The sequence below is a fragment of the Vibrio sp. TAP-3B genome, from assembly GCF_057784735.1.
This window is the reverse complement of the sequence record NZ_CM173495.1, coordinates 867,339-893,454: the sequence shown is the minus strand read 5'-3', so window position 1 is coordinate 893,454 and position 26,116 is coordinate 867,339. Positions and strand designations below refer to the sequence as shown.

Sequence of the window (26,116 nt, the reverse complement as noted above, 5' to 3'; positions counted from 1 at the left end):
CAACAAAAATACCAAGCCACTAGGTAAAAACTTAGTGCTAGTATTACGATATAAGCCATTTTTAGGGATTGTGGTACCAGAATACAAGTCTTTAGCTTAAAAAACGGATCTTTTAGTATTCTAGATCCGTTTTCTGATCAACATTTAAACAACTAGACTTGATGTTATATAGATTAACTATTGTTAAGGTGTCACACGGTTCAGCACCGCGTACATATCCCCGTTCGAGTCTTCAATCGTTAATTTATTTTTGTTGAGTTGGTATGTCGTTCCATGCTCTCCATTTTCATACAACAGTACTAGATATTCGTCTTCCGTATAAAACACACCTTGTTTTACCGATTCTTCACCTGCTTCGTTAGACACTCTAAACATAAATACGAAGTCAGGCTGGAGAATCAAATCCATATGATTAATATTATTCGCAATTAATCCGTCGCCTGATACATGAGAGCTTGACCAAATACCAGCAAGCGTATTCGACAATCCCTTAGTAAAAGTTACCCCATTAAGATCGAGTGTATTGTGATTGTTCCGATACGCATAAATCTGCGGTTCATCCGTATTCAACCCAAGCACAATCGTATCTTCGTTGACATTGTAAAGACCTTGCCAGTGATCAACCGAGTAGTCTTTCTTCTGTATATCGATGGAAAATGTGTAATCTGAACCCAGTGTCAGCTTGATCGCACGGAAGTTTTCCGCCGACTCTTTAGGGTTTGGATTCATTAAATACCAATCGCCGATGAGAAACGGGGTATCGAAGTGACTTAATTCATCTTCCTTTGTGTTTTCTCCACTCAACACAGCAAAACAACAAAAGCTAAGTAAAATAAAGAACCATTTCATATCGGCATCCTTAGTTTTCTTTTAGCTTAGGCATTAGTCGTTATTTTCGCGATAATTTTGACATAGATCACTTAAATTGTTTGTACAAAAAAAGCAAATATCCCACTTGAGATTGGATAAAAACAAAAATAAAAGACATAAAAAAAGAGCGAGTCTTAATGACCCGCTCTTTTTTATAACGAATTGCCAGTAGTTATGACTGATTTTGAGCTTTAAGCATATCAACCATAACAGCAACAGACTCCTCTAAATAAACATCAGGCGCTGCATAGTCTTTAGGTACATCATCCAAAGTTTCGAATGCTTCCTTCCCTAAAGCGACTTGACGTTCATTGATGCGTTTTAAGCGAAGTGCTTCTTCCTTATCCGACTCATCTTTACGAATTTTTTCGTTTAGAGACAACATATTATTGTCTTTGTCTTTACGATATTTTTCGATGTCTTCATTGATGAAACGAAACTCCATTTCATCCGTAATACGCTTGTTATGAAGTTCCGTCAGGTTTGATACTAATGCATCATGACTTGAGAATGTTTGATACTTAGCTTTGTCAATTTGATCCCAAGGTAGTGCATTGTCTTCAACGCTTTCACCTGTCTCTGAAGCCTCTATTGGCGTTGGGTACGAAATATCTGGTGCGACACCACGATTTTGCGTACTTCCACCATCAATACGATAGAACTTCTGAATCGTGTACTGAACATAACCTAGCTCTTTATCGAACAGATCGTAAATGTGATTCAGTGAGCGGTGTTGTTGAACCGTACCTTTACCGAACGAGTTTTCACCAAGAATAATTGCGCGATTATAATCTTGCAGTGCTGCCGCAAAAATTTCTGATGCAGATGCGCTGTAACGATTAATTAATACGGTCAGTGGGCCGTCGTAACTCACTTGGCCATCAGTATCGGCATTCACCTTAATACGACCATAGCTATCACGAACTTGAACAACGGGCCCGTCTTTGATGAACAATCCCGTTAGCGCCGTAGCTTCGGTTAGTGCACCGCCGCCATTATTACGTAAATCGACAATCACACCATCCACATTTTTGGTCTTCAGTTTCGCAAGCAGTTTATCGGTATCTTTCGATAGGCCAACATAAAAACTTGGTACTTCTAAAATGCCAATCTTTTTATCATCTTTTTCAATGATTTCAGATTTAACCGCGCGATCTTCTAAACGAACTTTATCACGAACAATTGTGACAATGTAACTCTTAGCTTCATTCCCTTCAGGCAAGATTTGTAAGTTAACTTTAGTACCTTTCGGTCCTTTAATTAACTGGACGACGTCGTCCAATCGCCATCCGATAACGTCGACAATCTTTTCACCATCTTGTCCAACGCCAATGATACGATCCCCTTCACCCAGCTGGTTACTTTTAGATGCAGGGCCTCCTACGACTAACGAACGAATAACGGTGTAATCGTCTGTCATTTGTAGAACAGCACCAATGCCCTCTAGGGAAAGATTCATCTCTGATTGAAATTGTTCTGCATTACGAGGAGAAAGATAACTCGTGTGCGGATCGATTTGTCGTGCGAAGGCATTCATATAAAGCTGGAATGCATCTTCGTTGTTGGTCTGAGTGATTCGCTTCATCGCATTGTTATAACGCTTTTCTAAAACTTCTTTAATTTCTGGCCATTCTTTACCAGTTAGTTTTAGATTTAACGCATCATATTTAACGCGTTTGCGCCACAATTCGTTGAGCTCTGCTTCGTCTTTTGGCCACGAAGCCTCTGAGCGATCTAACTCAATCTCGTCATCGGTATCAAACTTGATCTCTTCGTCGAGTAAAGTGAGCGCATAGACAAAGCGATCAAAACGCTTTTGCATAGAAAGGTTATAAACATCAAATGCAATCTTGTTCTCACCAGCTTTTAGCTGGTCATCGAGTTCAATTGACCTATCTTTAAATGAATCGATGTCCGCTTGAATAAAAATATTTCTATTGTAATCAAGCAGTCCCACATAACGTTCGAAAATCGCTTTGGAGAAATCGTCATTTAGACTGAAGTGCTTATAATGAGATCGGGTAAATCGCGAGGTGACTCGTTTGCTGGCTGTTTCGTGCTGAACTTCAGGCGCGAGTACCGGCAAGTCATCTTTGTTTAGTTTGGCTTCAAGAGCCTGAGCTGATGCTGCTAACAATAAGCTAGCAGCAATCAGTGTCACTTTTGAACGGCAATTCATGCGTATCATGCGTAGGAGTATCTCCTTTATGCGCGCAAGTGCTCCGCTTTTACAACCATTTGAAGGCCGTTAGCAAGTTGAACACGTACATCATCCTTATTGATCTCAACAATGGTCGCAGCCATGTTTCCTTTGCCCATATTCACGTTTACTGTGTTGCCAACGGTGATTTCATCAGCGTTTAGTGCACGCGTTTCGACTGGCTTAGTCTCTTTAGGTTTGTTCGTACGACGAGGCTGTTGAGGCTTCTTAGCCGCAGGTTTTGCTTTCGCCTTACCCTCTTCACGAGCTTTCTGTGCTTGCTCTTTACGACGAGCCTGAACTTTCGCTTTGCTTTCTGCAAGCGTTATCTTTGCGTGTTCTACGTGCTCTTCTTCTAGCTCACCACAAGGGTTGCCATCTAGATCTACACGTACTGCACCTGGTTTTACACCGTGTAGGTAACGCCATGATGAAGTGTACTGTCTTAACGCTGCACGAAGCTGTGTTTTGCTTACTTTTTCGTCTTCACTTAAACGTTCCGCAAGATCTTGAAAAATACCAATTTTCAGAGGTTTTGCTTCACCTTCTAGAGTAAAGCACTTAGGGAAACATTCAGCAATATATGCGATAACTTCTTTGCTGTTTTTTAACTTTTCAGTCATGAGGGGTCCTGATTTGAGCGGATTTCCGCGAAGCATTAAGAAAAATATTCTCGTATTATAGTGACATGCCAAGGAAAAACCACACTCATGGGCTAATTTATATGTCGTTCGCGTGTGAATTAAGCAGCTTTTCTACTTCAGCCAAAAAATGCGTGAGACCTTGCTCGTCTGTTTCATTAAATCGACCGATAATTGGGCTATCTATATCAAGTACACCAGCGACTTCGCCATGGATAGAAAATGGGATCACAATTTCCGAATTACTGGCCGCATCACAAGCAATATGACCCTCAAACTCATGAACGTCGTATACTCTTTGTGTAGAGTTAGTTTGTGCTGCTGTACCACAAACACCTTGCCCCATAGGAATGCGTACGCACGCCGGATTACCTTGGAATGGGCCAAGAACAAGCTCATCACCTTTCGTCAGATAAAAACCTGCCCAGTTGATGTCTTCTAGCTCCATGAACAACAATGAGCTTAGGTTTGCTAAATTGGCAATAAAGTCTGGCTCAGATTCAATAAGAGCAACGGCTTGTTTGGTGAGTCTTTGGTATTGTTCTATGTTCATATTAACTTCCTACTTACTATTAAAGCTTCCATTCTCACGGTATGGCGCTAAAATACTGCCTACTTTATAATAGGACTTATTCTCAATTACAATGCTTCTTAAAAATGACACTATTAACCGTTCTTGGTTGATAACACAAGTAAAAAAGCACAAGTCCAAGCTAATCGCAGCGAACTTGGTCGCCGTTCTTGCAACCTTGATTAGTGTTCCCATTCCCCTTCTCATGCCTTTAATGGTCGATGAGGTTTTATTGGATCAGCCAGCGAAAGGCTTAGCCGCGATGAACGCCATTCTCCCTCAAGCATGGCAAACCCCAACAGGCTATATTTTCTTTACCTTATTTTTGGTCGTATTGATGCGTGCAGCCAGTCAAGCATTAAATATCCTCCAAAGTCGGCAATTTACCCTCGTTTCTAAGACTATTACGTTCGAGATGCGCAGTAAAATGATCGACAAACTGGGTCGCATCAGTATTCGTCAATACGAAACTAAAGGCAGTGGCGGTATTAACTCCCACCTTATCACTGACATTGAAACCATTGATAAATTTATTGGGTCTACGTTAGCAAAATTCGTTATCAGTTTTCTGACCGTGATTGGCACGGCAATTGTGCTACTTTGGCTCGATTGGCGACTCGGTCTGTTTATTCTATTAGTCAATCCTGTGGTGATTTATTTTTCACGTAAACTCGGTAGCATGGTTAAGCATCTAAAGCGAAAAGAAAACCACTCTTTTGAGATTTTCCAAAACCGCTTAGTGGAAACCCTAGATGGTATCTATCAGCTACGTGCAGCAAACAAAGAACGTGAATTTCTCCAGCAACTTAAAAATAGCGCCGATCAAGTTCGTGTCGATGCCGACAAATACGCTTGGCAATCCGAGGCGGCCGGTAGAGTGTCTTTTCTACTTTTTTTAATTGGGTTTGAGCTATTTAGAGCAATCGCGATGCTGATGGTTATGTTCAGCGATCTCACTATTGGGCAAATTTTTGCGGTATTTGGTTACTTATGGTTTATGTTATCCCCTGTTCAAGAATTGCTTGGTATTCAATTTTCTTGGTATAGCGCTAAAGCCGCATTAAAACGTATCAACGATTTATTAGTCCTTGAAGAAGAACACAGACCCATCTCTAAAGTGAATCCTTTCAGCGAAGACCAAGAAGTTGATGTGAAATTAGAGAACGTGAACTTTTCTTATAATAATGAAAATAAAATTCTGAATAACCTCTCCTTGCATATCCCTGCCGGCAAGAAGGTGGCTCTCGTTGGTGCAAGTGGCAGTGGTAAGTCAACCTTGATTCAGTTGTTGATTGGTGTTTACCGTCAAAACTCCGGTAATATCCGCTTTAATGATGAGTTAACGGATGATATTGGTTTTGAAGTCATCCGCGACAAAATTGCCGTGGTATTACAGCAACCTATACTATTTAACGACACCTTGAGGCATAATCTGACGCTCGGAGCGGATTTTGATGAAATGTCACTTTGGCGAGCACTCGAAGTGGCTCAGCTTCATGATGTTATTTCTCAACTCAACCACGGTTTGGATACACAAGTTGGTCGCAGTGGGATTCGTTTATCTGGTGGCCAACGTCAACGCCTTGCTATCGCAAGAATGGTGCTGAGCAATCCTCAATTTGTTATTTTAGATGAAGCAACATCCGCGCTTGATACTGCAACTGAAGCTGCATTACATAAAGCGTTAACGGAATTCTTACGTGGCAGAACAACATTAATCGTTGCGCACCGTCTATCCGCTGTAAAACAAGCAGATTTGATCTACGTGTTAGAAGATGGAAAAGTAACGCAAACAGGAACTCATGGTGAGTTAGTTGAGCAAGAAGGCTTATATCAAACCTTATACGGGGGCATACAGTCCCACGCTTAAATCGTTCAAGCTAGAGAGGTCGTTATGACCTCTCTGTCTAAGCACGCCATGCAACCTAATCATGTGCGTTTGTGTCAAGGGTGCGAACTGCCTGTCGATATTGTCGACTTACCTAATAGTAAACATGCCTACTGCCCACGCTGTGGGACGCAGTTATATCGCGGCGGCAGCCCTAGTCTTTCGGGTAATTTAGCCATTGCCGTTACCTGTATTCTGCTGTTTATTCCTTCTCACTTTTTCAATTTTATTAGCATCAGGCTGTTTGGCGTGATGATCCCAGCGACTCTGCCATCTGGCATGATCACGCTGATGGAAGAAGGGTTCGTTCTTCTCTCATTATTGATCGTGTTTTGTAGCTCGTTAGCACCACTGACCGTTTGTGTCTCAGTTGTAACCGCACATTTATCACTACATACTCGATGTTTCAAAGGATTGAGAATTTCGCTGTGGCTGATCCAACACCTTAAACAATGGGTGATGCTGGATGTCTTTCTTGTCAGCATCGCGATCTCTTGTTTCAAGCTACAAGATTACTCGGATATTTTTGTCGGTCCTGGGTTGATCGGTTTGGTTCTTCTGCAAGTTTTTACTGTTCTGTTAGTTGCCCGAATCAGTGTGCGTCGCTATTGGGAAGCATGGAAACCGGAAAATACTTACACGTTTGAGCATAAGGATGTGCATTGCCACGAGTGCCATTTATCCCAACCTGAAGGTGATAACTGCCGTCGTTGTCATCATGCGTTATACCATCGCAAGCCAAACTCGATTCAGAAAACTTGGGCGTACCTCGCCGCAGCCACGATAGCGATTTTTCCAGCAAACATAATCCCAATTTCAATTTTAATTACTAATGGCCAGCAGTTAGAAGACACCATTATTTCTGGCGTAGCGTCCTTAGCAAGAAGCGGCATGTATGGCATTGCTATTATTATTTTTGTCGCCAGTATTATTGTGCCAGTTATCAAAATACTTGGCCTTGCCTATATCATGCTGTGTATTCAATTCAAACGTTCGGTGTTTAAGAGACAGCGAATGATGGTTTATTTTGCGGTAAAGTGGATCGGTAAATGGTCGGTGATGGACTTGTTTGTTATTTCTATCATGATGACCCTCGTCGATCGCGGTCAAATACTCGATTTCACACCAGGGTATGGCGCTGTTGCTTTTGGAGTGGTGGTTGTGCTGACTATGCTCGCAGCAGAAAGTATTGACCCTAGACTTATCTGGGACCAAGACCACAAACAATCAGAAAAAGAGTCAATGAATGAGTGATCATAACAATTCTCAAACATCATACGTGCCGGATGTAAAGCGGAGCAAAGGTATATCTCCTCTTTGGTTATTGCCAATTTTGACGATGGTTTTAGCCGGTTGGCTTGTGGTTAAGTCGATACACGATGCTGGGCAACGTGTTCAAATATACTTTTCTGATGCCGCGGGGTTGGTCGTTGGACGCACAACGATCCGCTATCAAGGCTTAGAAGTGGGCATGGTGCGTGATATTAATCTCACAGAAGATCTTGGCAGTATTTATGTTGATGCCGATATTTACCCTGAAGCGACAAAACTACTCAACGATAAAACTCGGTTCTGGTTAGTAAAACCAACCGCAAGTCTAACGGGCGTTTCTGGGCTAGATGCCCTCGTGTCGGGGAATTATATCTCGATCCAGCCTGGAGATGATCAAGACTTCGAAACGACTTTTCATGCACTTGACTCTGCACCTACCGATTTACGTGTCACACAAGGTTTGAATATTAAGCTGAAAAGCCGGGATTTAGGTGGCGTTTCGGTTGGGTCTCAAATCGTTTACAAGAAAATTCCGATCGGCGAAGTATATAGCTACCAATTGGATGAAGATGCCAAATCAGTCAGCATTCAGGCCAACATTCAAGAGCAATATCGACACATCATTAATAACCGCAGTCGGTTCTGGAACGTCAGTGGGATTGGAGCAAGCATCGGATTTAAAGGTGTCGATGTTCAACTAGAGAGTATGAGCGCCCTACTCGGCGGTGCGATCGCGGTTGACTCACCTGACGATGGTGAACCCGTTGAAGAAAATACTCAGTTCCGTCTATACCAAGATTTAAAAACGGCAGGTCGAGGTATCGCGGTTAAAATAGCGCTGCCCGACGATAGTAAGATCAGCGGTGAAGGTGCGCCAATCATGTACCGAGGTATCGAAATTGGTCAAGTTACAGACTTAAGCTTGACTAAAGGCCGACAAACTATATTGGCATCTGCTGCGATTCAGCCGGCATTTAGTGACATGCTGACCTCCGGTACTCGCTTTGTTTTAGAAGAAGCGAAAGTATCACTCTCCGGTGTCGAAAACATTGCGAATTTAGTTCGTGGAAACTTTTTAACGATCGTTCCGGGGGAAGGCGAACGCTCTCGCCAGTTCAATGCTATTCGAAAAAACGAGTTCAATCAGCAACAAGAAAAGTCCATTGCGATTCGCCTCGTATCCGACAATTCGTTTGGGTTAGATAGCGGCGCCAATGTGCTTTATAAGGGCATCGTGGTAGGTTCAATTATCAAGGTTGGTTTGGTCGATGAGCCCCAAAAAACACAACGTGATGTATTTATGGATGTACTGGTCGATCATGAATACAAACACCTGATCAAATCGAATAACCGTTTCTACGTGACAGGCAGTGCTTCTGCCGAGTTGACCGAATCGGGCTTAAGCGTAACAGTGCCTCCTGCCAAACAACTGCTTACTGGCTCTATCAGTTTTGTGAGTGAAGGTTCACAGAGTATTCAAAAAAACTACCAATTATTCCAAAATGAATCCCTTGCAGCACTTGCCCAATACAATCAAAGTGGCTCAAAATCGTTAACACTATTTGCCTCTGAGTTACCGCCAATTTCTAAAGGCAGTCCACTGCTTTACCGTAACCTGCCCGTGGGTAATGTATCGAGTTTCCATTTGGTTGATGGTGGCGTAGTGATCAAAGCAACCATAGACAACCGCTTTACCCACCTTCTTACCGCGCAAACGGTATTTTGGAATCGTTCTGGCGTTGAAATCGATGCTTCACTCACAGGCGTAAGTGTTAAAGCTCATCCTTTGAAATCATTGGTCGAAGGGGGCATTGCTTTTGATTCCGTTCCGGGCGTAGAAAATAAAATCGGCCCGCGGTGGAAGGTTTATCCAGACCAGAAAGAAGCACGTAAATTTGGCCGAATAATCTCGCTCGAAACCGACGGAACTCAAGAGGTAGAGCAAGGTACACCTATAAAATACCAAGGCGTGAAAGTGGGTGAAGTCTCGCTGGTTGTGCCTAACTTCCGTCGCAAAATGGTTGAAGTCACCGCGCGAATCCTTCCGGAATATGTAGACAACATCGCGGTAGGCGGTTCTCGCTTTTGGCTGACAGAACCAGAGATTAGCCTTAGTGGCGTGAAAAACCTTAGCGCTTTGGTCTCGAAGTCGATCAATGTGGCACCTGGTAAAGGCCAAGCTAAATTTTCCTTCCCACTGGAAAAAGGATCAGACCATGTAAAAGGCACCATGTTTACTTTGCAAAGTGAACAGCGCGGCTCAGTTCAAGTCGGCACTCCGATACTTTATCGTCAAATGGACGTTGGCCAAGTCACCGGGGTAAATTTGGGTGAATTTGCGGACCGCATCGTCACCACTATCAAGATCAAGCCTGAATATGCTTACCTAGTTCGCCAAAACAGCGTGTTCTGGAATGTTTCTGGCGTTGATGTGTCTATCGGTATTACAGGCGCGAATATCAAAGCAGGAACGATTGATAGCTTAGTTCGTGGTGGTATTGCGTTCTCAACACCTGAACAAAGCAAAATTCCACCCGCCGCTGAAACAGGTCAATCTTTCTTTTTATACCCAAGAGCAGAAGAAGGTTGGACACAATGGCGTACGGCGATTCCAAAGCCTTAATACTTCAGCTAAACATCTTCCAAAGAGCAGTCATCGCTGCTCTTTTTTATTCGTTTCTGCCCTGCTTTCGTATATCATTTGCGGCAAATTTGCATACGAGGCTTCACCTTGCATCCTAATGTCTATATCCCAGAAGCATTTCTGGAAAAAATCCAAACTATCCTTCCTACTCACCTCAACATGGATGACTTTGTTGTTTCCTGTCAAAAACCGCTGCGCAAAAGCATCCGTGTAAACACGCTTAAGATCAGTGTTGAAGCGTTTCTCAAACGAGCGGAAGATAAAGGATGGAAGTTGTCATCAGTGCCTTGGTGTGACGCCGGCTTTTGGATTGATGCTGACGAGTCGGTTATTCCCTTAGGTAATACTGCTGAACATATGTCTGGCTTATTCTACATTCAGGAAGCGAGCTCGATGATGCCTGTATCCGCTCTCTTCATGAATGATGAATCGTATAATGCGGTTTTAGACACCGCCGCCGCACCGGGATCAAAGACAACACAAATTGCTGCGCTCATGAATAATGAAGGTGTATTAGTTGCAAACGAATATGCTGCGAGTCGTGTCAAAGTGCTGCACGCCAATATTGAGCGCTGTGGTGTGCGTAACTCGGCTTTAAGTAACTTTGATGGACGTGTATTTGGCGGTTGGCTTCCAGAACAGTTTGATGCCGTTTTACTCAATGCGCCATGTTCTGGTGAAGGCACGATTCGTAAAGACGAAGATGCGATGAAAAACTGGACGCAAGAGTCAGTTTTTGACATTGCACATACGCAAAAGGATCTTATCGAGAGCGCATTTCACGCCTTAAAACCGGGCGGCGTAATGGTCTACTCAACGTGTACACTGAGTACAGAAGAAAACCAGCAAGTGTGTCATCATCTCAAAGAGACATTTGGTGACGCGGTTGAGTTTGAAAGCCTTAGAGACTTGTTTGAAAACGCAAACGTAGCACTAACAGAGGAAGGTTTTTTACATGTATTCCCTCAAGTCTACGATTGTGAAGGCTTCTTTGTCGCACGTATTCGTAAACTTTTCGCAGTTGAAGCCCCAGAAGTGAAAAAGCGCATGGGGAAATTCCCATTTGCCAAAGCCTCCAAGAAAACATCCGAAGCCATTGCTCATCAGCTTTATAATGCATTGAGTATTGAACTACCGAATGACAGCTCAGTTTGGTTACGTGATAAAGATGTCTGGTTATTCCCTAATGCATTGGAGCCAATGATTGGCGAACTGCGCTTCTCACGTATGGGAATTAAAATTGCTGAAACCCATAAAAATGGCTATCGCTGGCAACATCAGGTCGCAACCGCTTTAGCGACTGGTACAGAGCAAAACGCTATCGAACTGACCATTGAAGAAGCACGCGAATGGTACATGGGCCGTGACGTTCGCCCACAAACGATACCTGAAGGAATAAACACAGGGAAAGGTGAAGTTCTCGTCACTTATCAAGGCGCTGTTATTGGACTTGGGAAATGGGTCAGTACCCGTATTAAAAATGGCCTTCCTCGCGAATTAGTACGAGATAAGAATTTATTTTAATTTAATGAAAAACGATAAATAAATGAAAAGCCATCGTATTTGCGATGGCTTTTTAGTTCAGAGGCATGAAAACCTCAGCGCTTACTAGCTATCCGAAGACGCTGTACTAAACTGAGTGTATCAAAAGAGTACTTTGATACGGCGTTTCTCTCTATATACACATTCACCAACCAACACATGGTTGGAAAGTTTAGCGCAGGCTCTGCGGAGCCGTTTCCCCTAGGCCCAAAAAAAGGAAGAGTTTGGGCCGCTTTTTTTTTGCTGTTGTAACTGGGTAAACCACCAGCTAACGAGAGGCGCTCCAGCACTCTGATTTTCTATGGAGCGAGACGAATACCGTCTTTTTCGATAACGATTTTACCTTGCTTGTACAAAGTGCCAATCGTCTTTTTGTAAGTTCCTTTACTTGTACGAAATGCTTCAAATATCGCTTCAGGCGCCGACTTATCGTTTAATGGCAGAAAGCCGCCCTTCTTCTCAAGTAAATCAAGAATCTTGCTTGAAAGATCGTCCATTTTCGCTACGCCTACTTTTTGTAGTGCTAGGTCAATTTTACCATCTTCACGAATTTGCTTAATGAAACCTTTTAGTTTTTTACCAATGTAAAGCTTACCGAAAACGTCTGATGGGAAAATCATGCCCCAATGCTTTCCGTTCACAATGGCTTTATAACCCAGTTGACTGCGCTCTGCGATAATCAAATCAACTTGCTCGTTTATCTCATAGTTTGCTGGGGTTTTGTCCAACCATTTATTGAACTTTGTTGTACCAACAATGCGCCCAGATGCTTTATCGGTATAGACATACACTAAGATCGTTTGTCCTGCAGAAAAGCGAGTTCGTTGCTCACTAAAAGGAACCAACAAATCTTTCTCTTTAATCCCCCAATTGACAAACGCACCCGTGCTGTTCACGCCCTCAATTTTCATCAGGCCCCATTCGCCAACTTGGGCGATTGGTTTGTCAATGGTCGCAGCAAGCTGACTTTCTGAATCGAAGTATAAAAATACGTCTACGTAGTCACCAACTTCAGTACCTTCTGGTACATGTTTGTTGGGCAGTAGGACAGAGCCGTATTCATCACCATCCAGAAATACGCCAAAATCAGCCTTTTTAATGACTTCTAAGCTGTTAATTTGACCAATTTTAATCATTGATTTTGTCTCTTTTAAAATTTACGTGGAATTATACCTAAACTAACAAAAAATTCAGAGAGAAAAGCAAATCGCTCTGTTATGCTGTTCTCGTTCAGCTATTTGCCCCAGTCACTCTCTTAGCAATATTTCTCTTACCCTATCCATAAAACAGTGAGGTAAGAACGCTTTAGCAAAGTCAGGAGCTTTCTTTGGTCACCGTCGATAAACAAGACTCAATAACGTTAAAAATCAGTCACGCACTCGCAAATAGCAAAAGTGTCGACCTTGATATTTACTTTTTTTTACCTGGTGAACTTGGTTTAAACGCCGATATCATCAGTGAGTCCGAATTCTATTACACTTCTATTACGCAGCAACGATCTTATTACAGTACCGAAATCCTTCTTCCGCTAGTCCATAGCCGACTGGCCAAACGTGGCCGATTATCAAATCAACAATATCGCGTGAGTTTAAGTTTATTCGCATATCAGTACGTTATTGCGTTAGATAAAGCCGTCGCGAGTTTGAATAAACAAGAAGTTAACTCGGTAACAGAAGATGAAGTAGATGAAGTGATCGAGCTAACGCTTGAAATACTAAAACGCTTAAGACGTTCTATCCCCTATGAAGAAAACTTAAAGCGTTACTACATTAATATCGATAATTACCTGTCTTGGTATACCGAACAGAAATTTCTGTCGTTGGTTGCTCACCTTCCACGCGAAGGCGATTACAGCACGATCAAAAAGCGTTTAATTATCTTATGTGAAAAAGAACAGGCACACAGAAAACTCAATAAGTACAACTCACCTAGAGTTGTCGAAGACGTTACCCGTCTCTCTAACAAAATGCGTTTGTTAAGACGTTTAATAGAGCACCCTATCATTCTTAGGGAAGAAACCGTTTCCATGGGTAACAACATCAAACGGGCAATCAAAGGAATTGCAACAGGGTTGGTGATGGTCGTGGTTACATCGACCGTGATTTTAGCACGTGATTACCTTGGGGAAATTTCTGCGTCGTTTATTATCGCACTGTCTTTTATTTACGCTCTGCGCGAGATATTCAAAGATGATTTGCGCGATGCGATGTGGCGCTGGATTCGTAAAGGCAAACCCAAGTGGCGTAAAAAGTACATGGATCCTACGACGAAAAAAGTGGTTGGGAAAAAATTAGAATGGTTGGATTATCGAACGCTTGCAAGCTTGCCGGATAAAATTCAAATTATACGTAAAAAACGTGTCGTTCAACGAGAAGAGCAAATACTGCACTATCACGAGAAAACCGAGATGGCAACTTCTCTATTTTTAAGTGGTTATGAGCAAACTCGCGAAACGTTGAATATTAGTTTACGACCTATCATCCGTTTGATGGATAAAAGTTCGAACCGCGTTTACCGGCTAAACGAAGGTCAAGTGACGAAGGAATCGGTAGAGAAGCGTCACCTGCTTAATGTGATTGTCAAAGAAGACAACCACACCGATGAGCCCGTTTATTATCGCTGGAAAGTCGTACTTAACCGTTCTAAAATCGTATCTATCGAGAAAATCGAACTCAATTAGAAATCGTTCTCTGAATTAAAACGATTAAGCAGCCTTCTTCTTTTGTTGAGCTGCTTTTTTGATCGATAACGTCAAAGAAAACTCAGCCATTGGCTCTGAACCATGCAGGGTTGGACATAGCGCAATGATTTTAACATCACGATTTACCCGTTCTCCGGTCGCCAAGGTATGATCAAGCATTTCATCAATGACATGACCATCGTGACAAACAAAATGCACGTCAGCTTCTGGTCGTTTTAAAAACTCGGCTTTAACCCCTTTAAACGCCAACGAGATCGCCTCGCCTTTTGCTTGCGCTTTGCTCATCGCAAGAAAACCACCAGCTACATCAGCGCCAACCGCTAAAGCACCAAAGTACATGCTATTTAGATGGTTTTTGGTTCTTCTCCGCAGGGGAATGCGCACTTCAACATGTTCACTATCAATCGCAATGATCTTAGGATGGCACAACCAAATCAGAGGCACTTTAGAAAAGCCAAACAGATTCAGATACAGGTTTGCGCGGCGTACAACTGATAACATTTTTGGTCTCCTTACCAATCTAGTCAGACCAGTTAATCAATCAAGCCTACTAATGTCAAAGAAATGTTAATAAAACCTCGATCTCCGCTGCTAATTATGCTTTCTCACGCTACGTTGTCACAAAGCATGCCCGGCGTACATGGAGCCACCATCCTTTGCCAGAGCTTTAAAGTAACCCTAGAACTAACGGTTATAAATTCAACTGTATATATTGATTTAGTGATCAGGTTTGATTCTTTACACATAGGCGCTCTAAATGAATACAACACCTTTGTATACAATTCGGTATTTCATCGCGAAGATTCCCGTGAAACGGTTTATTCCTGCCTTCAATTCCGTTATCTTTACCTCTTCGCAATAGAGAATAAAGCTATAACATGCCAATAAAAACAGATGAATTGAGAACCCAACCTTTGGGTCCAATGCCTACCCCTGCAGAACTGGGTAGTGTACATCCTATTACGGATGACGTTGCAGACCGTATCGCTCAATCTCGTCGTCAGATTGAGAACATTTTATCGGGTAAAGACGATCGCCTGATTGCTATCGTTGGTCCGTGCTCAATTCATGACACAGAAGCCGCCATTGATTACGCCACTCGTCTGAGTGCAATCCAAGATAAGTACAAAGATGAGTTATTTATCGTGATGCGTGCTTACTTTGAAAAGCCTCGTACCGTCGTTGGTTGGAAAGGTTTAATTACTGATCCTAACCTAGATAGCTCCTATGCACTTGAAACCGGCCTTCATAAAGCACGTAAACTGCTACTGGATATCAACAAACTTGGTCTGGCAACTGCCACTGAGTTTCTTGATATGATCACGGGTCAGTACATTGCAGATTTAATCACTTGGGGGGCTATTGGCGCTCGTACAACAGAATCTCAAATTCACCGTGAAATGGCTTCTGCTTTGTCGTGTCCTGTTGGCTTCAAAAACGGCACCAATGGTAATGTGAAAATTGCGATTGATGCAATACGTGCCGCTCAATCACCGCACTACTTTTACTCGCCAGATAAAAATGGTCGTATGACGGTTTACCGCACAAGTGGTAACCCTTATGGTCATATCATTCTGCGTGGCGGAGAAAAAGGCCCTAATTTTGATGAAGCGTCGGTGAAGCAAGCGTGTGATGCGCTCGCGGAATTTGATATTCCACAACGTTTGATTGTGGATTTCAGCCATGCAAATTGTCAAAAGCAGCACAGAAAGCAAATTGACGTTGCTCAAGACATCTGTAATCAAATTCAGTCAGGCAGTACTCGCATTGCGGGTATTATGGCAGAGAGTTTTATTATTGAAGGCAATCAGCCGATGACTGATATTAATAATTTATCTTACGGTCAATCCATTACTGACCCATGCTTGGGTTGGGAAGATACCACAACAATGCTAGATATGCTTGCAGACGCAGTAAAATCCCGCAAGTCCCTATAACACGATAATCAAGGAATCTTCATGCCATCGTTTGATATTGTTTCTGAAATCGATACGGTTGAACTACGTAACGCCGTTGATAATGCTAACCGTGAACTGTCTACTCGTTTCGATTTCCGCAACGTAAATGCGAGTTTTGAGTTAGTCGAAGAAAACGTAAAAATGTCTGCGGAAGGTGACTTCCAGCTGAAGCAAATGCGTGACATTCTACGTAGTCACTTGGCCAAGCGTAATGTCGATGCAAACTCGATGGACGCACAAGAGCCAGATGTCACAGGTAAGAACTGGCACCAGACCCTCCAGTTCCGCCAAGGTATTGATACGCCAACGGCAAAAAAACTGGTTAAGTTGATCAAAGACGCGAAGCTAAAAGTACAAGCCTCTATTCAGGGTGACAAAGTTCGTGTAACGGGTAAAAAACGTGACGACCTGCAAGCAACCATGGCAGCAATCCGAGAAGCCGAACTCGGACAGCCGTTCCAGTTCAATAACTTCCGTGATTAATAATATCTCCTACTCTTAGATTTAGAAATCACCGCCTAAGAATTGTAATAAAAAACGCCAGCGATAGATTCGCTGGCGTTTTTGAAGGTACGTATGTAAACATCATTAGATAACTAAATCTTGCCCTTGCAACAATAAAAATTCACTTGTCCCTTGAGGAATAAACACGCAAACGCGGAGGTTTTCGGTTTTAGCTTTCGCCAACATATCCGAAAGTTCAGCCGCGCTAGTAAAACCTTGTCGCTCGGCGTCCCTTCTTACCAATTCTAGAACATCAGCTTCACATCGCGTCGAATACAACGCGAGCTCAGTCTGCTGCATGTAGCGAACCGCTTTTATCGGTAGCATTTCTACATCTTTGCCAACTTGCACCCATGTACAACTGCCTTTTTCATCCAGTGGGCTTGTCATCGTTTGCTGGTAAATCATTTCTAGCTCTCGATTGTTGCGCGCATTTTCAACGTCAGGATTGGCAAAGAACTGCTCCCAAAATTTACGGCGTAAATCAACACTTGGTAATGCTTCTTTGATCGAATTGCGTTTTGAGTTAGCAAAGTCCGCCATCAAGCCCATATTCTGCGGCAAGATGGATTCAAGTTTTTCACGAATATTGCGGATTAAGACAGGAGATGCCCCACCGCTCGAAATAGCGATTTGAATACGGCCACGATTGAGCATCGAGGGGGTGATGAAGTCACAGTAAGGTTTATCGTCAACCACATTAACCAAAATTCCAAGCTCCTTTGCATCCTTAAAGACTTGGTGATTCAGTTCCGGATTGTCGGTTGTCGCCCATACTTGAATGAACCCTTGAGTGACAATGTCACTAGAGTAGAAGCATTGAATCCAGCGAATTTTATGCTCAAAGGCTAACTTAGACAGAAAATCAACCAAGGTGGGAGAGACGATAGTGACATCCGCCCCCGCCTTTATTAAAGCTTCCACCTTACGGCTAGCCACCTCTCCACCACCAACGACAAGAACGGGTTTATTAATCAAATCTAAGAACAGAGGAAAATATCGCATTTCAATCCATGATTACTCTAATTAGCTATTAGAAACTATGCTACCAAAAATGGGGCAAGCTCATCACCCTGTTTCGATATTACAAATAATTTTTGTTCGAATTTTTACTGAACTCAGCCAAGCTCAACTAATGACAGTTTTAATAACAACTTTTTATTCTCTTGTTTTGGACACTTTTCTGTTGATAGTTCTGATGCACCAAATTGGCCCTGAATTGCACTATTTACAAACAATTAACATTTCGTCATTCTAATCCCCAAGGCACTTTGTGAATTTTCTCAAAAATCCATTTAAATTATATATTTGAGAATTTACAGATCCTTTCCTACGCTTATAACTGGTTGATTTACCGATTTGCTGTTTCTTCGAAATCAATCACGTAGGACGATAATACTAACGAATTGGACTCGTTGTTTCAGGTCGCTCCTGATTAAACATGGATCATACAGGAAGGATACAAATGGCAAATAAACTAACAGTTCTTGCTTCCGTCGTAGCGGCTTCTACTGCCATGATGGCAACATCAGCTCAAGCAGCAAGCACTACTCTGGACAAAGTAACAACACAAGGTTTTATTACTTGTGGAGTAAGTACCGGTCTACCTGGTTTCTCCAACCCTAATTCAAAAGGTGAATGGGAAGGCATCGACGTAGAATATTGCCAAGCACTGGCTGCAGCCGTTCTTGGGGATAAAACGAAAGTTAAATATGTTCCCCTAACCGCGAAAGAACGTTTCACCGCTCTTCAATCGGGTGAAATCGATGTACTTTCTCGTAACACAACTTGGACACTTCACCGAGATACAGCGCTCGGCCTAAACTTTGTCGGTGTAAATTATTACGATGGTCAAGGTTTTATGGTGAAGAAAGAGCTTGGCCTTTCAAGTGCGAAAGAACTTGATGGCGCCTCTATATGTGTACAGTCGGGTACCACTACCGAGCTTAACCTAGCCGACTACTTCCGTAATAACAGTATGTCTTATAAACCTGTCGTATTTGATACAGCTGCACAAACCTCCAAAGGTTTTGACGCTGGTCGATGTGATGCACTAACAACCGACCAGTCGGGTCTTTATGCGCTGCGCTTGAACCTTGAAGACCCATCTTCTGCAGCGGTTCTTCCTGAAATTATCTCTAAAGAACCTCTAGGCCCGGTTGTTCGTCAAGGTGATGATCAATGGTTCAACATTGCTAAATGGACACTGGCGGCAATGGTGAACGCGGAAGAATACGGTATTACCTCTAAGAATGCGGACGAGATGTTGAAATCGAAAGATCCAAACATTAAGCGGATTCTGGGTGTCGACGGCCCTAAAGGTAAAGGCTTGGGTATTCGTGATGACTGGGGTTACCAAGTTGTCAAGCAAGTAGGTAACTACGGTGAAAGTTTCGAACGTACGGTCGGTAAAGGCTCGCCTTTGGAAATTTCTCGTGGTGTCAATGCGCTATGGAATGCAGGCGGCTTTATGTACGCGCCACCAATCCGATAAACGAGTTAATCAGGGCGGGTTACGCCGCCCTTTTTCTTGATTACATTAATCTGGATGAGTAAGGAACACTCATTGGCTGGCTTTAACCAAATGAATTTGAAATAGATGAAACTTGATCATTTAGAACCATCTATCGCAAGTGAATAAAAAGTGGTTGAACCGACACGGAAGTCACTTATTCGTGCAGAGTGATATCTATAATTAAGGTTTGAGGTTATCGCTGTATGAAACCGACAAAAGATGCATCGCCAAGTACGATGTCCAAACCAAGCGGAAGCAAGAGCCTGATTTATAATCCCGCCTTTCGTTCTGCTATTTTCCAGATCATTGCCATAACTGCACTGGCATTCTTCTTTTATACCATTGTAAGCAATGCCCTGAATAATTTAGATGCTCGAGGTATCGCAACTGGTTTCGGCTTTATGAACCAAGAAGCAGGGTTCGGTATTGGGTTAACTCTGATTGAATATGATGAAACTTTTTCTTATGGCAGAACTTTTATTATAGGTCTGTTAAACACCGCTCTCGTTTCATTTTTAGGGATTATCTTAGCCACTATTATTGGTTTTACAATGGGGATAGCGCGCCTATCTTCTAACTGGTTAGTCAGCCGACTCGCCACTGTCTATATTGAAACGTTCCGAAATATCCCTCTTTTATTACAAATTTTCTTTTGGTATTTCGCAGTGTTACAAGCGCTGCCATCCCCCCGACAAAGCATGAGCCTTGGCGAAGCGATATTCTTAAATGTACGGGGACTCTTTTTCCCTGCCCCTGTGATGGAAAACGGCAGTGGTATCGTTGTCGCTTCATTTATCGGTGGTGTGATTGCAAGCTTGTTAATTGCTCAATGGGCAAAGAACAAACAACGCTTAACTGGGCAGCAAACCCCGACGGGAAAAATTGCTCTTGCGCTCGTGATTGGGCTACCTTTGGTCGTTTATTTCCTTGCCGGCATGCCAATTTCATTAGAATACCCAGCCCTAAAAGGGTTTAACTTCCAAGGTGGAATTAGCATTATTCCAGAACTAGCGGCGTTACTTTTGGCATTAAGTGTCTATACCGCTTCCTTTATCGCAGAAATAGTACGCTCAGGGATTAATGCCGTGAGCCATGGTCAAACTGAAGCCGCAATGTCTCTTGGCTTACCGCGCTCAAAAACCTTGAAGCTTGTTGTTATCCCACAAGCACTAAGAATCATTATCCCTCCATTAACCAGCCAATATTTGAACTTAACCAAAAACTCCTCGTTAGCGATGGCGATTGGTTACCCTGATCTTGTTTCTGTTTTTGCTGGCACAACACTGAATCAGACCGGTCAAGCGATTGAGATTATTGCAATGACCATGGGCGTTTACTTAACCCTCAGTTTGATTACTTCTGCGTTAATGAACTTGTACAACCGTAAAGTCGCGCTGGTGGAGAGATAATATGAGTACACATAAGTTTCAACCTGATCTCCCACCACCCGCCAATACTGTCGGCTTGATAGGTTGGATGCGTCAACATCTTTTTAATGGGCTCATAAACTCTCTTGTCACAGTGATTCTTGCTTACGTAGTCGTCACAGCTCTTTGGAGCATTATCGACTGGGCATTGATTAGTGCCGATTGGTTAGGCTCTACGCGCGATGACTGTAGCCGTGATGGTGCATGTTGGGTATTCATCAGTGTCCGTTGGGAACAGTTCATGTATGGTTTCTACCCAGAAGCGGAGCTGTGGCGCCCTCGCCTGTTTTACATCACGCTGGCTATCTTTACTGCATTGCTCGCCTATGAAAAAACACCAAAGCGAACTTGGATTTGGCTGTTCTTCGTCAATGTTTACCCTTTCATTATCGCGGCCCTTTTATATGGCGGTGTCTTTGGCCTTGAAGTCGTCGATACCCATAAATGGGGCGGATTACTCGTCACATTAATTATTGCGCTTGTTGGTATCGTTGTGTCTCTACCGATTGGTGTTGTCTTAGCGCTAGGTAGACGATCAGACATGCCGATTATTCGAAGTATTTGTACAATTTACATCGAAATATGGCGTGGTGTTCCGCTTATCACTGTTCTGTTCATGGCGTCGGTGATGCTTCCGCTGTTTATGTCAGAAGGTTCAGAAACCGATAAGTTGGTCCGAGCACTCATCGGTGTAGTGATGTTCGCCTCCGCTTATATGGCAGAAGTCGTTCGTGGCGGTTTACAAGCAATCCCTAAAGGGCAATATGAAGCCGCAGATGCGCTTGGTTTAAGCTACTGGAAAAAAACAGGGCTGATCATTTTGCCTCAAGCATTAAAGATCACAATCCCTTCTATCGTAAATACTTTTATCGGCCTATTTAAAGACACTAGTTTGGTGTTAATCATTGGTATGTTTGATGTACTAGGCATCGGGCAAGCTGCAAATACCGACCCTGACTGGCTTGGCTTTGCCACAGAAAGTTATGTATTTGTCGCGTTAGTATTTTGGGTATTTTGTTTTGGCATGTCGCGTTATTCGATATGGCTTGAAAACAAACTTCATACCGGTCACAAACGATAACTCATCAAGATCAAGGACGTATTATGACTCAACAACAAGACTATATGATCCAGTTGAAGGACATGAATAAATGGTATGGTGAGTTTCACGTACTAAAAAATATCAATCTCGAAGTGAAACAAGGCGAAAAAATTGTTATCTGTGGCCCTTCCGGATCTGGAAAATCCACCATGATTCGCTGTATTAATCGTCTTGAGGAGCATCAAGCTGGTAGCATTTATGTTTCTGGTACCGAGCTGACTGATGATTTAAAGAACATTGAAGCGGTCCGCCGCGAAGTCGGAATGTGTTTTCAGCACTTCAACCTTTTCCCTCACCTAACCGTTTTAGAGAATTGTACTCTTGCTCCTATTTGGGTTAAGAAAATGCCAAAAGACGAAGCAGAGGCTGTTGCGATGAAATACCTACAACGCGTTAAAATTCCTGAGCAAGCAGATAAGTACCCAGGGCAATTATCTGGCGGTCAACAGCAACGTGTAGCGATTGCTCGTTCTTTATGCATGAACCCGAAAGTCATGTTATTTGACGAGCCCACATCCGCTCTCGACCCAGAAATGGTCCGCGAAGTTTTAGATGTCATGGTGGAGCTTGCCGAAGAAGGCATGACCATGCTTTGCGTAACGCATGAGATGGGCTTTGCCAAAGAAGTCGCCGACAGAGTCATTTTTATGGACGCCGGAGAAATCATTGAAGAGAACAACCCTGTCGACTTCTTTGAAAACCCCCAATCCGATAGAACGCAAAACTTCCTCGCACAAATACTGCACCATTGATGCCTTATTTTGTCGCAATTTATGATGACATCTACATCTATAGAAGCACTGATTTCAATAGAATCAGTGCTTTTTGTTACTAAAATCGAGAAACTGTGTGACAATCGGCTTACTTTGCCTAACAGTAATATTGTGTTACAAGTTACCACATACATAACACCTTATTTCTATTATTATTTTATCTTAGTTATGCATGGTTAGGGCTTGATTTTTTGAACTTTCAATCCCATAAATGTACTTATAAGAAAGTCTCTTATCGAGGAAGATTATGAACAGTCCAATGTTTACCCGCACTTCAACACAAGAAAGTGCTCTACAAACCAACAAAGTGTTGCGTAATACTTACGCTCTACTTTCAATGACGCTTTTATGGTCCGCAGGCGTTGCTGCCGTTGCAATGGCTTTTAACTTACCACATCCGGGCATCATCCTAATGTTGGTTGGTTTCTACGGTCTACTTTTCTTAACAGAAAAAAACCGTAACAACAGCCTTGGCCTTGTATTTACTTTCCTATTCACTGGTTTCCTTGGCTATACCATTGGGCCAATCCTAAACATGTACATTGGTGCAGGAATGGGCGACGTCGTATTAACCGCTCTTGGCGGTACTGCCCTGTCCTTTATGGCCGCATCTGCGTACGCACTAACGACAAAGCGTGACTTATCACTGATGGGTGGTTTGATGCTGTCTCTGTTTGTCGTGCTTGTTGTAGGTATGATTGCAAGCATCTTCATTCAATCAACGATCCTACACCTAGCAATGAGCAGCTTGTTTATCGTTTTCTCGACAATGGCGATTCTGATGACAACTCAAGGTATTATTCGTGGTGGAGAAAATAACTACATTTCTGCGACTATTACGCTGTATGTATCAATCTACAATATCTTCATCAGCCTGCTAAGCATTCTAGGCATCATGAATGATGATTAACTTGTCAGAGTGAATCTAAAAAGCCTGGAGGTATACTTCGGGCTTTTTTTATTTGTCGCAGAATAGAAATAAACCGTTATCTACCACTTTATTTAAATATCGTCAGCTACCTCATTTTTACCATCAAAACTCTGTTAAAGGTGAACGCCTTTGCATAGGCATTCATTTTTATTATTACTCACCCCGATAATTTTCTAACAGACTGAATAACTTCCCATAATTATGACTAAGAATAATTTAAAACCATAATTTGTATGCTTTTTCTGCGCTCAGGCAAGAAGTCCTAATTCTTTTGTTGAGAACATCCGTACCTGTAAGCTAATCTATAAACATCCATGACCACTTAGCGGATAAACGTTATGTTCGTTTACAACGGAAAAGAAATTGAAACTGATGCTCAAGGTTACTTGTTAGACCATACTCAATGGGAAGAAGGTATGGTTGAGCTTTTAGCGAAAGAAGAAGACATTGATCTTACCGAGGCTCATCTGGAGGTCGTACATTTCGTACGAGACTTTTATGAAGAGTTTAACACCTCTCCTGCCGTCCGCATGCTTGTCAAAGCAATGGAGAAAGCGCACGGACCTGAAAAAGGCAATAGTAAGTACCTATTCAAGCTATTCAAGAAAGGCCCTGCCAAACAAGCAACCAAACTAGCAGGCTTGCCAAAACCAGCTAAGTGCTTATGAGACTATAAAATTTTAAAGCCGCGGAACGGTTTATACGACGCCTCTTCTCGAGTCACGCTATCCACGGTCGCTGTCCGCGGCCCTTCTTGTAACCACTCTGAAAAGTCAGTAATTTGCTGCTCTGTTCCACACGCCAGCACTTCGACATCACCATTATTTAAATTCTTCGCGTAACCGGTCAAACCAAGTTTTAAACCTTGATGAGATGTATGGTAACGAAAGCCAACACCTTGAACATGACCTTTTACTATAAATCTCTCACACTTTACATTCATCGTTGTACCGCTTCTTTTTATTGAGTGATATATTCATTTCATCTATTCACCCCACTAAGGATAGTGGGTTTTTGTACGGTTATAATAATTATGAAAGAAATTCCATTTCGTTGGATTGATAAGTATCTCATTCACTTAAAAATCCAAGAGAAGTTCTACTTACTCTTTTTTCTTCCCGTTCTCGCTCTCGTTATGCTCACTCTTGTTCTCAATAGTGCAGCAAATACTCTTATTTCAGGAATGTACCAAGAAGAACTCGTGCTGATAAAAGGGCTAATCGAAGCAGGTAACCTTTCTCAAACACAAGTATCCAACTTACTAGCTAGCTCTGAGACCATTCGATTAGGCTCTGGTTCAGACTCAGTGTCAGTCCTGAACGGCGCATATAGCTTAGTTGCCAATCACGAACTTTCGTTGTGGTCAGCGCTTTCTGTAACTCAAATAAGCCTTATTTGTGTCGGCCTATTCATTTTAGCGTTTGGTGTTTACTACATTATGACGTTCATCGGTGGCGCTATGTTTACCATGAATAAGGCTTTAAACACGTTAGCGGATGGGGATTTAACCGCGCGAATGCACTTTTTCCCTGTTCGTGACGAGTTTAGTGAAATTGCTATTACTATCGACAAAGTGGCAGTGCGTGAACAAAAAATGGTTCTCTCGATCCAAGAATCTGTCGCGTTGATGCAACAGATAAGTGCCGACTTAAACCAATCCATTCATCACAGCTCTGATATATCGAACACCCAACAGGAACACTTAAACTCACTGGCAAGTGCCACCGAACAAATGGCATCAACCATTCGTGAGGTTGCAACATTAGCGCATGACTCAAGTACACAGACAGATGACGCACGAAGTGTTGCACAGTCTGGGCAAGTTAAAGTTGAAAACACGCTTCACTCCATTTCGGAGCTGTCTACTGAAATTCAATCTGCTTCTAAAGCGGTAGAAGAGCTAGACGCGAATGCTGCGCAAATTGATGAAGTGGTTACCACTATCAACGCTATTTCAGAGCAAACTAACCTACTCGCATTAAATGCAGCGATTGAAGCCGCACGTGCGGGTGAGCAAGGTCGGGGTTTCGCCGTTGTCGCTGACGAAGTTCGAGCATTGGCTGGACGAACTCAACAAGCAACAGTAGAAATTCAAGCAATGATCGAATCGTTACAGCGTAACAGTCAATCTCTAACAAAACTGATGGAAGTAACGGTAAACAATGCCAATGAAGGCCAAACTTTAATGGCAGAAGTAAACCATGAAATCGGCTCACTAGCAGATAAGAATCAGACCATCTCTGACAGTAGTATCCAGATCGCGACTGCGGCCGAAGAACAAGGTGTCGTGGCAGACAACATCGCGTCTAGCGTTGAAGATATCCGCATTCAAGCAAACAACGTGTGTAATATGATCAGCACGACGTCGCAAAACGTAGAGCAACTTCGTGCGCAAAGTGACACGATGGAATCTCTCCTTACAGGCCTCAAAGCTTAAAACCTATCTCTCTAGTTATAAAAACGGTCACTTAGGTGGCCTTTTTTATGGCTCGCATTTTATCGTCTACCTCTAACATGTTCCCATAAGTCTACAATTAAGGCTTAAGCAATGGCTTGGACTGCTGGCTGATGTTGCTT

General features: G+C 42.7%; 22 protein-coding genes. 14 read left to right on the top strand and 8 right to left on the bottom strand.

The features are described 5' to 3' along the window. Nucleotides 1-183 precede the first annotated feature (183 nt). The 4 genes from AC3D28_RS04205 to AC3D28_RS04190 form a co-directional block, all read right to left on the bottom strand. Entirely contained in the window at nt 184-849 is a 666-nt protein-coding gene (locus tag AC3D28_RS04205; RefSeq protein ID WP_098415590.1) for a hypothetical protein, read from the bottom strand. 193 nt (nt 850-1,042) lie between these two features. Further along, on the bottom strand, nt 1,043-3,049 hold the full coding sequence (gene prc, locus AC3D28_RS04200) for a carboxy terminal-processing peptidase (RefSeq protein WP_488536048.1): 2,007 nt from the start codon (nt 3,047-3,049) through the stop codon (nt 1,043-1,045). 26 nt (nt 3,050-3,075) lie between these two features. Then, the gene (proQ, locus tag AC3D28_RS04195) at nt 3,076-3,693 is read right to left on the bottom strand and encodes an RNA chaperone ProQ (protein ID WP_488535642.1); all 618 of its coding nucleotides are present in this window, start codon (nt 3,691-3,693) and stop codon (nt 3,076-3,078) included. A 97-nt stretch (nt 3,694-3,790) separates the two neighbouring features. After that, on the bottom strand, nt 3,791-4,264 hold the full coding sequence (locus AC3D28_RS04190) for a GAF domain-containing protein (RefSeq protein WP_098415593.1): 474 nt from the start codon (nt 4,262-4,264) through the stop codon (nt 3,791-3,793). A 91-nt stretch (nt 4,265-4,355) separates the two neighbouring features. On the opposite strand from AC3D28_RS04190, the gene AC3D28_RS04185 reads away from it, so the two are divergent. The 4 genes from AC3D28_RS04185 to rsmF all read left to right on the top strand — a co-directional run bounded on the left by AC3D28_RS04185 (nt 4,356) and on the right by rsmF (nt 11,610). After that, nucleotides 4,356-6,152 carry an ABC transporter ATP-binding protein gene (locus AC3D28_RS04185; protein ID WP_488535641.1) on the top strand — a complete coding sequence of 599 codons (1,797 nt, stop codon included), beginning with the start codon at nt 4,356-4,358 and terminating at the stop codon, nt 6,150-6,152. A gap of 24 nt (nt 6,153-6,176) precedes the next feature. Continuing rightward, nucleotides 6,177-7,424: a PqiA/YebS family transporter subunit gene (locus AC3D28_RS04180; RefSeq protein ID WP_488535640.1), complete on the top strand. Its 1,248-nt coding sequence runs from the start codon at nt 6,177-6,179 to the stop codon at nt 7,422-7,424. Further along, on the top strand, nt 7,417-10,065 hold the full coding sequence (locus AC3D28_RS04175; protein WP_488535639.1) for a PqiB family protein: 2,649 nt from the start codon (nt 7,417-7,419) through the stop codon (nt 10,063-10,065). The genes AC3D28_RS04180 and AC3D28_RS04175 overlap by 8 nt, the downstream gene beginning before the upstream one ends. 108 nt (nt 10,066-10,173) lie before the next feature. Then, entirely contained in the window at nt 10,174-11,610 is a 1,437-nt protein-coding gene (rsmF, locus tag AC3D28_RS04170; RefSeq protein ID WP_488535638.1) for a 16S rRNA (cytosine(1407)-C(5))-methyltransferase RsmF, read from the top strand. Between the two features lie 317 nt (nt 11,611-11,927). Here rsmF and AC3D28_RS04165 read toward each other — a convergent pair whose 3' ends face one another. Beyond that, nucleotides 11,928-12,764 (bottom strand): CvfB family protein, encoded by an 837-nt coding sequence (locus AC3D28_RS04165; RefSeq protein WP_488535637.1) that lies wholly within the window; start codon nt 12,762-12,764, stop codon nt 11,928-11,930. A gap of 191 nt (nt 12,765-12,955) precedes the next feature. Between AC3D28_RS04165 and AC3D28_RS04160 the strand changes: the two genes are divergently transcribed. Then, nucleotides 12,956-14,308 (top strand): hypothetical protein, encoded by a 1,353-nt coding sequence (locus AC3D28_RS04160; protein ID WP_488535636.1) that lies wholly within the window; start codon nt 12,956-12,958, stop codon nt 14,306-14,308. A 24-nt stretch (nt 14,309-14,332) separates the two neighbouring features. Here AC3D28_RS04160 and AC3D28_RS04155 read toward each other — a convergent pair whose 3' ends face one another. Next, complete coding sequence (locus AC3D28_RS04155) at nt 14,333-14,830, bottom strand: DUF4442 domain-containing protein (protein WP_098415600.1); 498 nt, start codon at nt 14,828-14,830, stop codon at nt 14,333-14,335. A gap of 377 nt (nt 14,831-15,207) precedes the next feature. On the opposite strand from AC3D28_RS04155, the gene AC3D28_RS04150 reads away from it, so the two are divergent. After that, a complete protein-coding gene (locus tag AC3D28_RS04150) occupies nt 15,208-16,266 on the top strand; it encodes a 3-deoxy-7-phosphoheptulonate synthase (RefSeq protein ID WP_488535635.1) in 1,059 nt (352 codons plus the stop codon). 21 nt (nt 16,267-16,287) lie between these two features. Beyond that, complete coding sequence (locus AC3D28_RS04145; RefSeq protein WP_098415602.1) at nt 16,288-16,770, top strand: YajQ family cyclic di-GMP-binding protein; 483 nt, start codon at nt 16,288-16,290, stop codon at nt 16,768-16,770. Between the two features lie 105 nt (nt 16,771-16,875). Here the strand turns inward: AC3D28_RS04145 and AC3D28_RS04140 are convergent, their stop codons facing one another. Beyond that, nucleotides 16,876-17,796, bottom strand: a complete 921-nt coding sequence (locus AC3D28_RS04140; protein ID WP_488535634.1) for a precorrin-2 dehydrogenase/sirohydrochlorin ferrochelatase family protein — start codon at nt 17,794-17,796, stop codon at nt 16,876-16,878. A gap of 460 nt (nt 17,797-18,256) precedes the next feature. Here AC3D28_RS04140 and AC3D28_RS04135 point away from each other — a divergent pair, with 460 nt between their 5' ends. The 6 genes from AC3D28_RS04135 to AC3D28_RS04110 all read left to right on the top strand — a co-directional run bounded on the left by AC3D28_RS04135 (nt 18,257) and on the right by AC3D28_RS04110 (nt 24,207). After that, nucleotides 18,257-19,285, top strand: coding sequence for an amino acid ABC transporter substrate-binding protein (locus AC3D28_RS04135; protein ID WP_488535633.1), 1,029 nt, complete (start codon nt 18,257-18,259; stop codon nt 19,283-19,285). Between the two features lie 224 nt (nt 19,286-19,509). Continuing rightward, complete coding sequence (locus tag AC3D28_RS04130; RefSeq protein ID WP_488535632.1) at nt 19,510-20,715, top strand: amino acid ABC transporter permease; 1,206 nt, start codon at nt 19,510-19,512, stop codon at nt 20,713-20,715. A gap of 1 nt (nt 20,716) precedes the next feature. Continuing rightward, entirely contained in the window at nt 20,717-21,814 is a 1,098-nt protein-coding gene (locus AC3D28_RS04125; RefSeq protein WP_488535631.1) for an amino acid ABC transporter permease, read from the top strand. A gap of 23 nt (nt 21,815-21,837) precedes the next feature. Next, on the top strand, nt 21,838-22,587 hold the full coding sequence (locus AC3D28_RS04120; RefSeq protein WP_098415607.1) for an amino acid ABC transporter ATP-binding protein: 750 nt from the start codon (nt 21,838-21,840) through the stop codon (nt 22,585-22,587). Nucleotides 22,588-22,855: 268 nt separating this feature from the next. Next, nucleotides 22,856-23,518 carry a Bax inhibitor-1/YccA family protein gene (locus AC3D28_RS04115; RefSeq protein ID WP_488535630.1) on the top strand — a complete coding sequence of 221 codons (663 nt, stop codon included), beginning with the start codon at nt 22,856-22,858 and terminating at the stop codon, nt 23,516-23,518. 359 nt (nt 23,519-23,877) lie between these two features. Then, nucleotides 23,878-24,207, top strand: a complete 330-nt coding sequence (locus tag AC3D28_RS04110; protein ID WP_098415609.1) for a TusE/DsrC/DsvC family sulfur relay protein — start codon at nt 23,878-23,880, stop codon at nt 24,205-24,207. Between the two features lie 2 nt (nt 24,208-24,209). On the opposite strand, the gene yccX is transcribed toward AC3D28_RS04110, so the two are convergent. Continuing rightward, nucleotides 24,210-24,482 (bottom strand): acylphosphatase, encoded by a 273-nt coding sequence (gene yccX / locus AC3D28_RS04105; protein ID WP_098415610.1) that lies wholly within the window; start codon nt 24,480-24,482, stop codon nt 24,210-24,212. A 90-nt stretch (nt 24,483-24,572) separates the two neighbouring features. On the opposite strand from yccX, the gene AC3D28_RS04100 reads away from it, so the two are divergent. Continuing rightward, entirely contained in the window at nt 24,573-25,976 is a 1,404-nt protein-coding gene (locus AC3D28_RS04100; protein ID WP_098415611.1) for a methyl-accepting chemotaxis protein, read from the top strand. Nucleotides 25,977-26,116 lie beyond the last annotated feature (140 nt).

Bases quoted from the DNA above. Each gene is read 5' to 3' on its own strand.
- AC3D28_RS04155 (WP_098415600.1), bottom strand. From the start codon at position 14,830: ATGTTATCAGTTGTACGCCGCGCAAACCTGTATCTGAATCTGTTTGGC.
- AC3D28_RS04135 (WP_488535633.1), top strand. From the start codon at position 18,257: ATGGCAAATAAACTAACAGTTCTTGCTTCCGTCGTAGCGGCTTCTACT.
- AC3D28_RS04110 (WP_098415609.1), top strand. From the start codon at position 23,878: ATGTTCGTTTACAACGGAAAAGAAATTGAAACTGATGCTCAAGGTTAC.
- AC3D28_RS04125 (WP_488535631.1), top strand. From the start codon at position 20,717: ATGAGTACACATAAGTTTCAACCTGATCTCCCACCACCCGCCAATACT.
- AC3D28_RS04100 (WP_098415611.1), top strand. From the start codon at position 24,573: ATGAAAGAAATTCCATTTCGTTGGATTGATAAGTATCTCATTCACTTA.
- AC3D28_RS04145 (WP_098415602.1), top strand. From the start codon at position 16,288: ATGCCATCGTTTGATATTGTTTCTGAAATCGATACGGTTGAACTACGT.
- AC3D28_RS04185 (WP_488535641.1), top strand. From the start codon at position 4,356: ATGCTTCTTAAAAATGACACTATTAACCGTTCTTGGTTGATAACACAA.
- proQ (WP_488535642.1), bottom strand. From the start codon at position 3,693: ATGACTGAAAAGTTAAAAAACAGCAAAGAAGTTATCGCATATATTGCT.
- AC3D28_RS04130 (WP_488535632.1), top strand. From the start codon at position 19,510: ATGAAACCGACAAAAGATGCATCGCCAAGTACGATGTCCAAACCAAGC.
- AC3D28_RS04190 (WP_098415593.1), bottom strand. From the start codon at position 4,264: ATGAACATAGAACAATACCAAAGACTCACCAAACAAGCCGTTGCTCTT.
- AC3D28_RS04150 (WP_488535635.1), top strand. From the start codon at position 15,208: ATGCCAATAAAAACAGATGAATTGAGAACCCAACCTTTGGGTCCAATG.
- prc (WP_488536048.1), bottom strand. From the start codon at position 3,049: ATGAATTGCCGTTCAAAAGTGACACTGATTGCTGCTAGCTTATTGTTA.
- AC3D28_RS04175 (WP_488535639.1), top strand. From the start codon at position 7,417: ATGAGTGATCATAACAATTCTCAAACATCATACGTGCCGGATGTAAAG.
- yccX (WP_098415610.1), bottom strand. From the start codon at position 24,482: ATGAATGTAAAGTGTGAGAGATTTATAGTAAAAGGTCATGTTCAAGGT.
- AC3D28_RS04180 (WP_488535640.1), top strand. From the start codon at position 6,177: ATGACCTCTCTGTCTAAGCACGCCATGCAACCTAATCATGTGCGTTTG.
- AC3D28_RS04205 (WP_098415590.1), bottom strand. From the start codon at position 849: ATGAAATGGTTCTTTATTTTACTTAGCTTTTGTTGTTTTGCTGTGTTG.
- AC3D28_RS04140 (WP_488535634.1), bottom strand. From the start codon at position 17,796: ATGCGATATTTTCCTCTGTTCTTAGATTTGATTAATAAACCCGTTCTT.
- AC3D28_RS04120 (WP_098415607.1), top strand. From the start codon at position 21,838: ATGACTCAACAACAAGACTATATGATCCAGTTGAAGGACATGAATAAA.
- AC3D28_RS04115 (WP_488535630.1), top strand. From the start codon at position 22,856: ATGAACAGTCCAATGTTTACCCGCACTTCAACACAAGAAAGTGCTCTA.
- AC3D28_RS04165 (WP_488535637.1), bottom strand. From the start codon at position 12,764: ATGATTAAAATTGGTCAAATTAACAGCTTAGAAGTCATTAAAAAGGCT.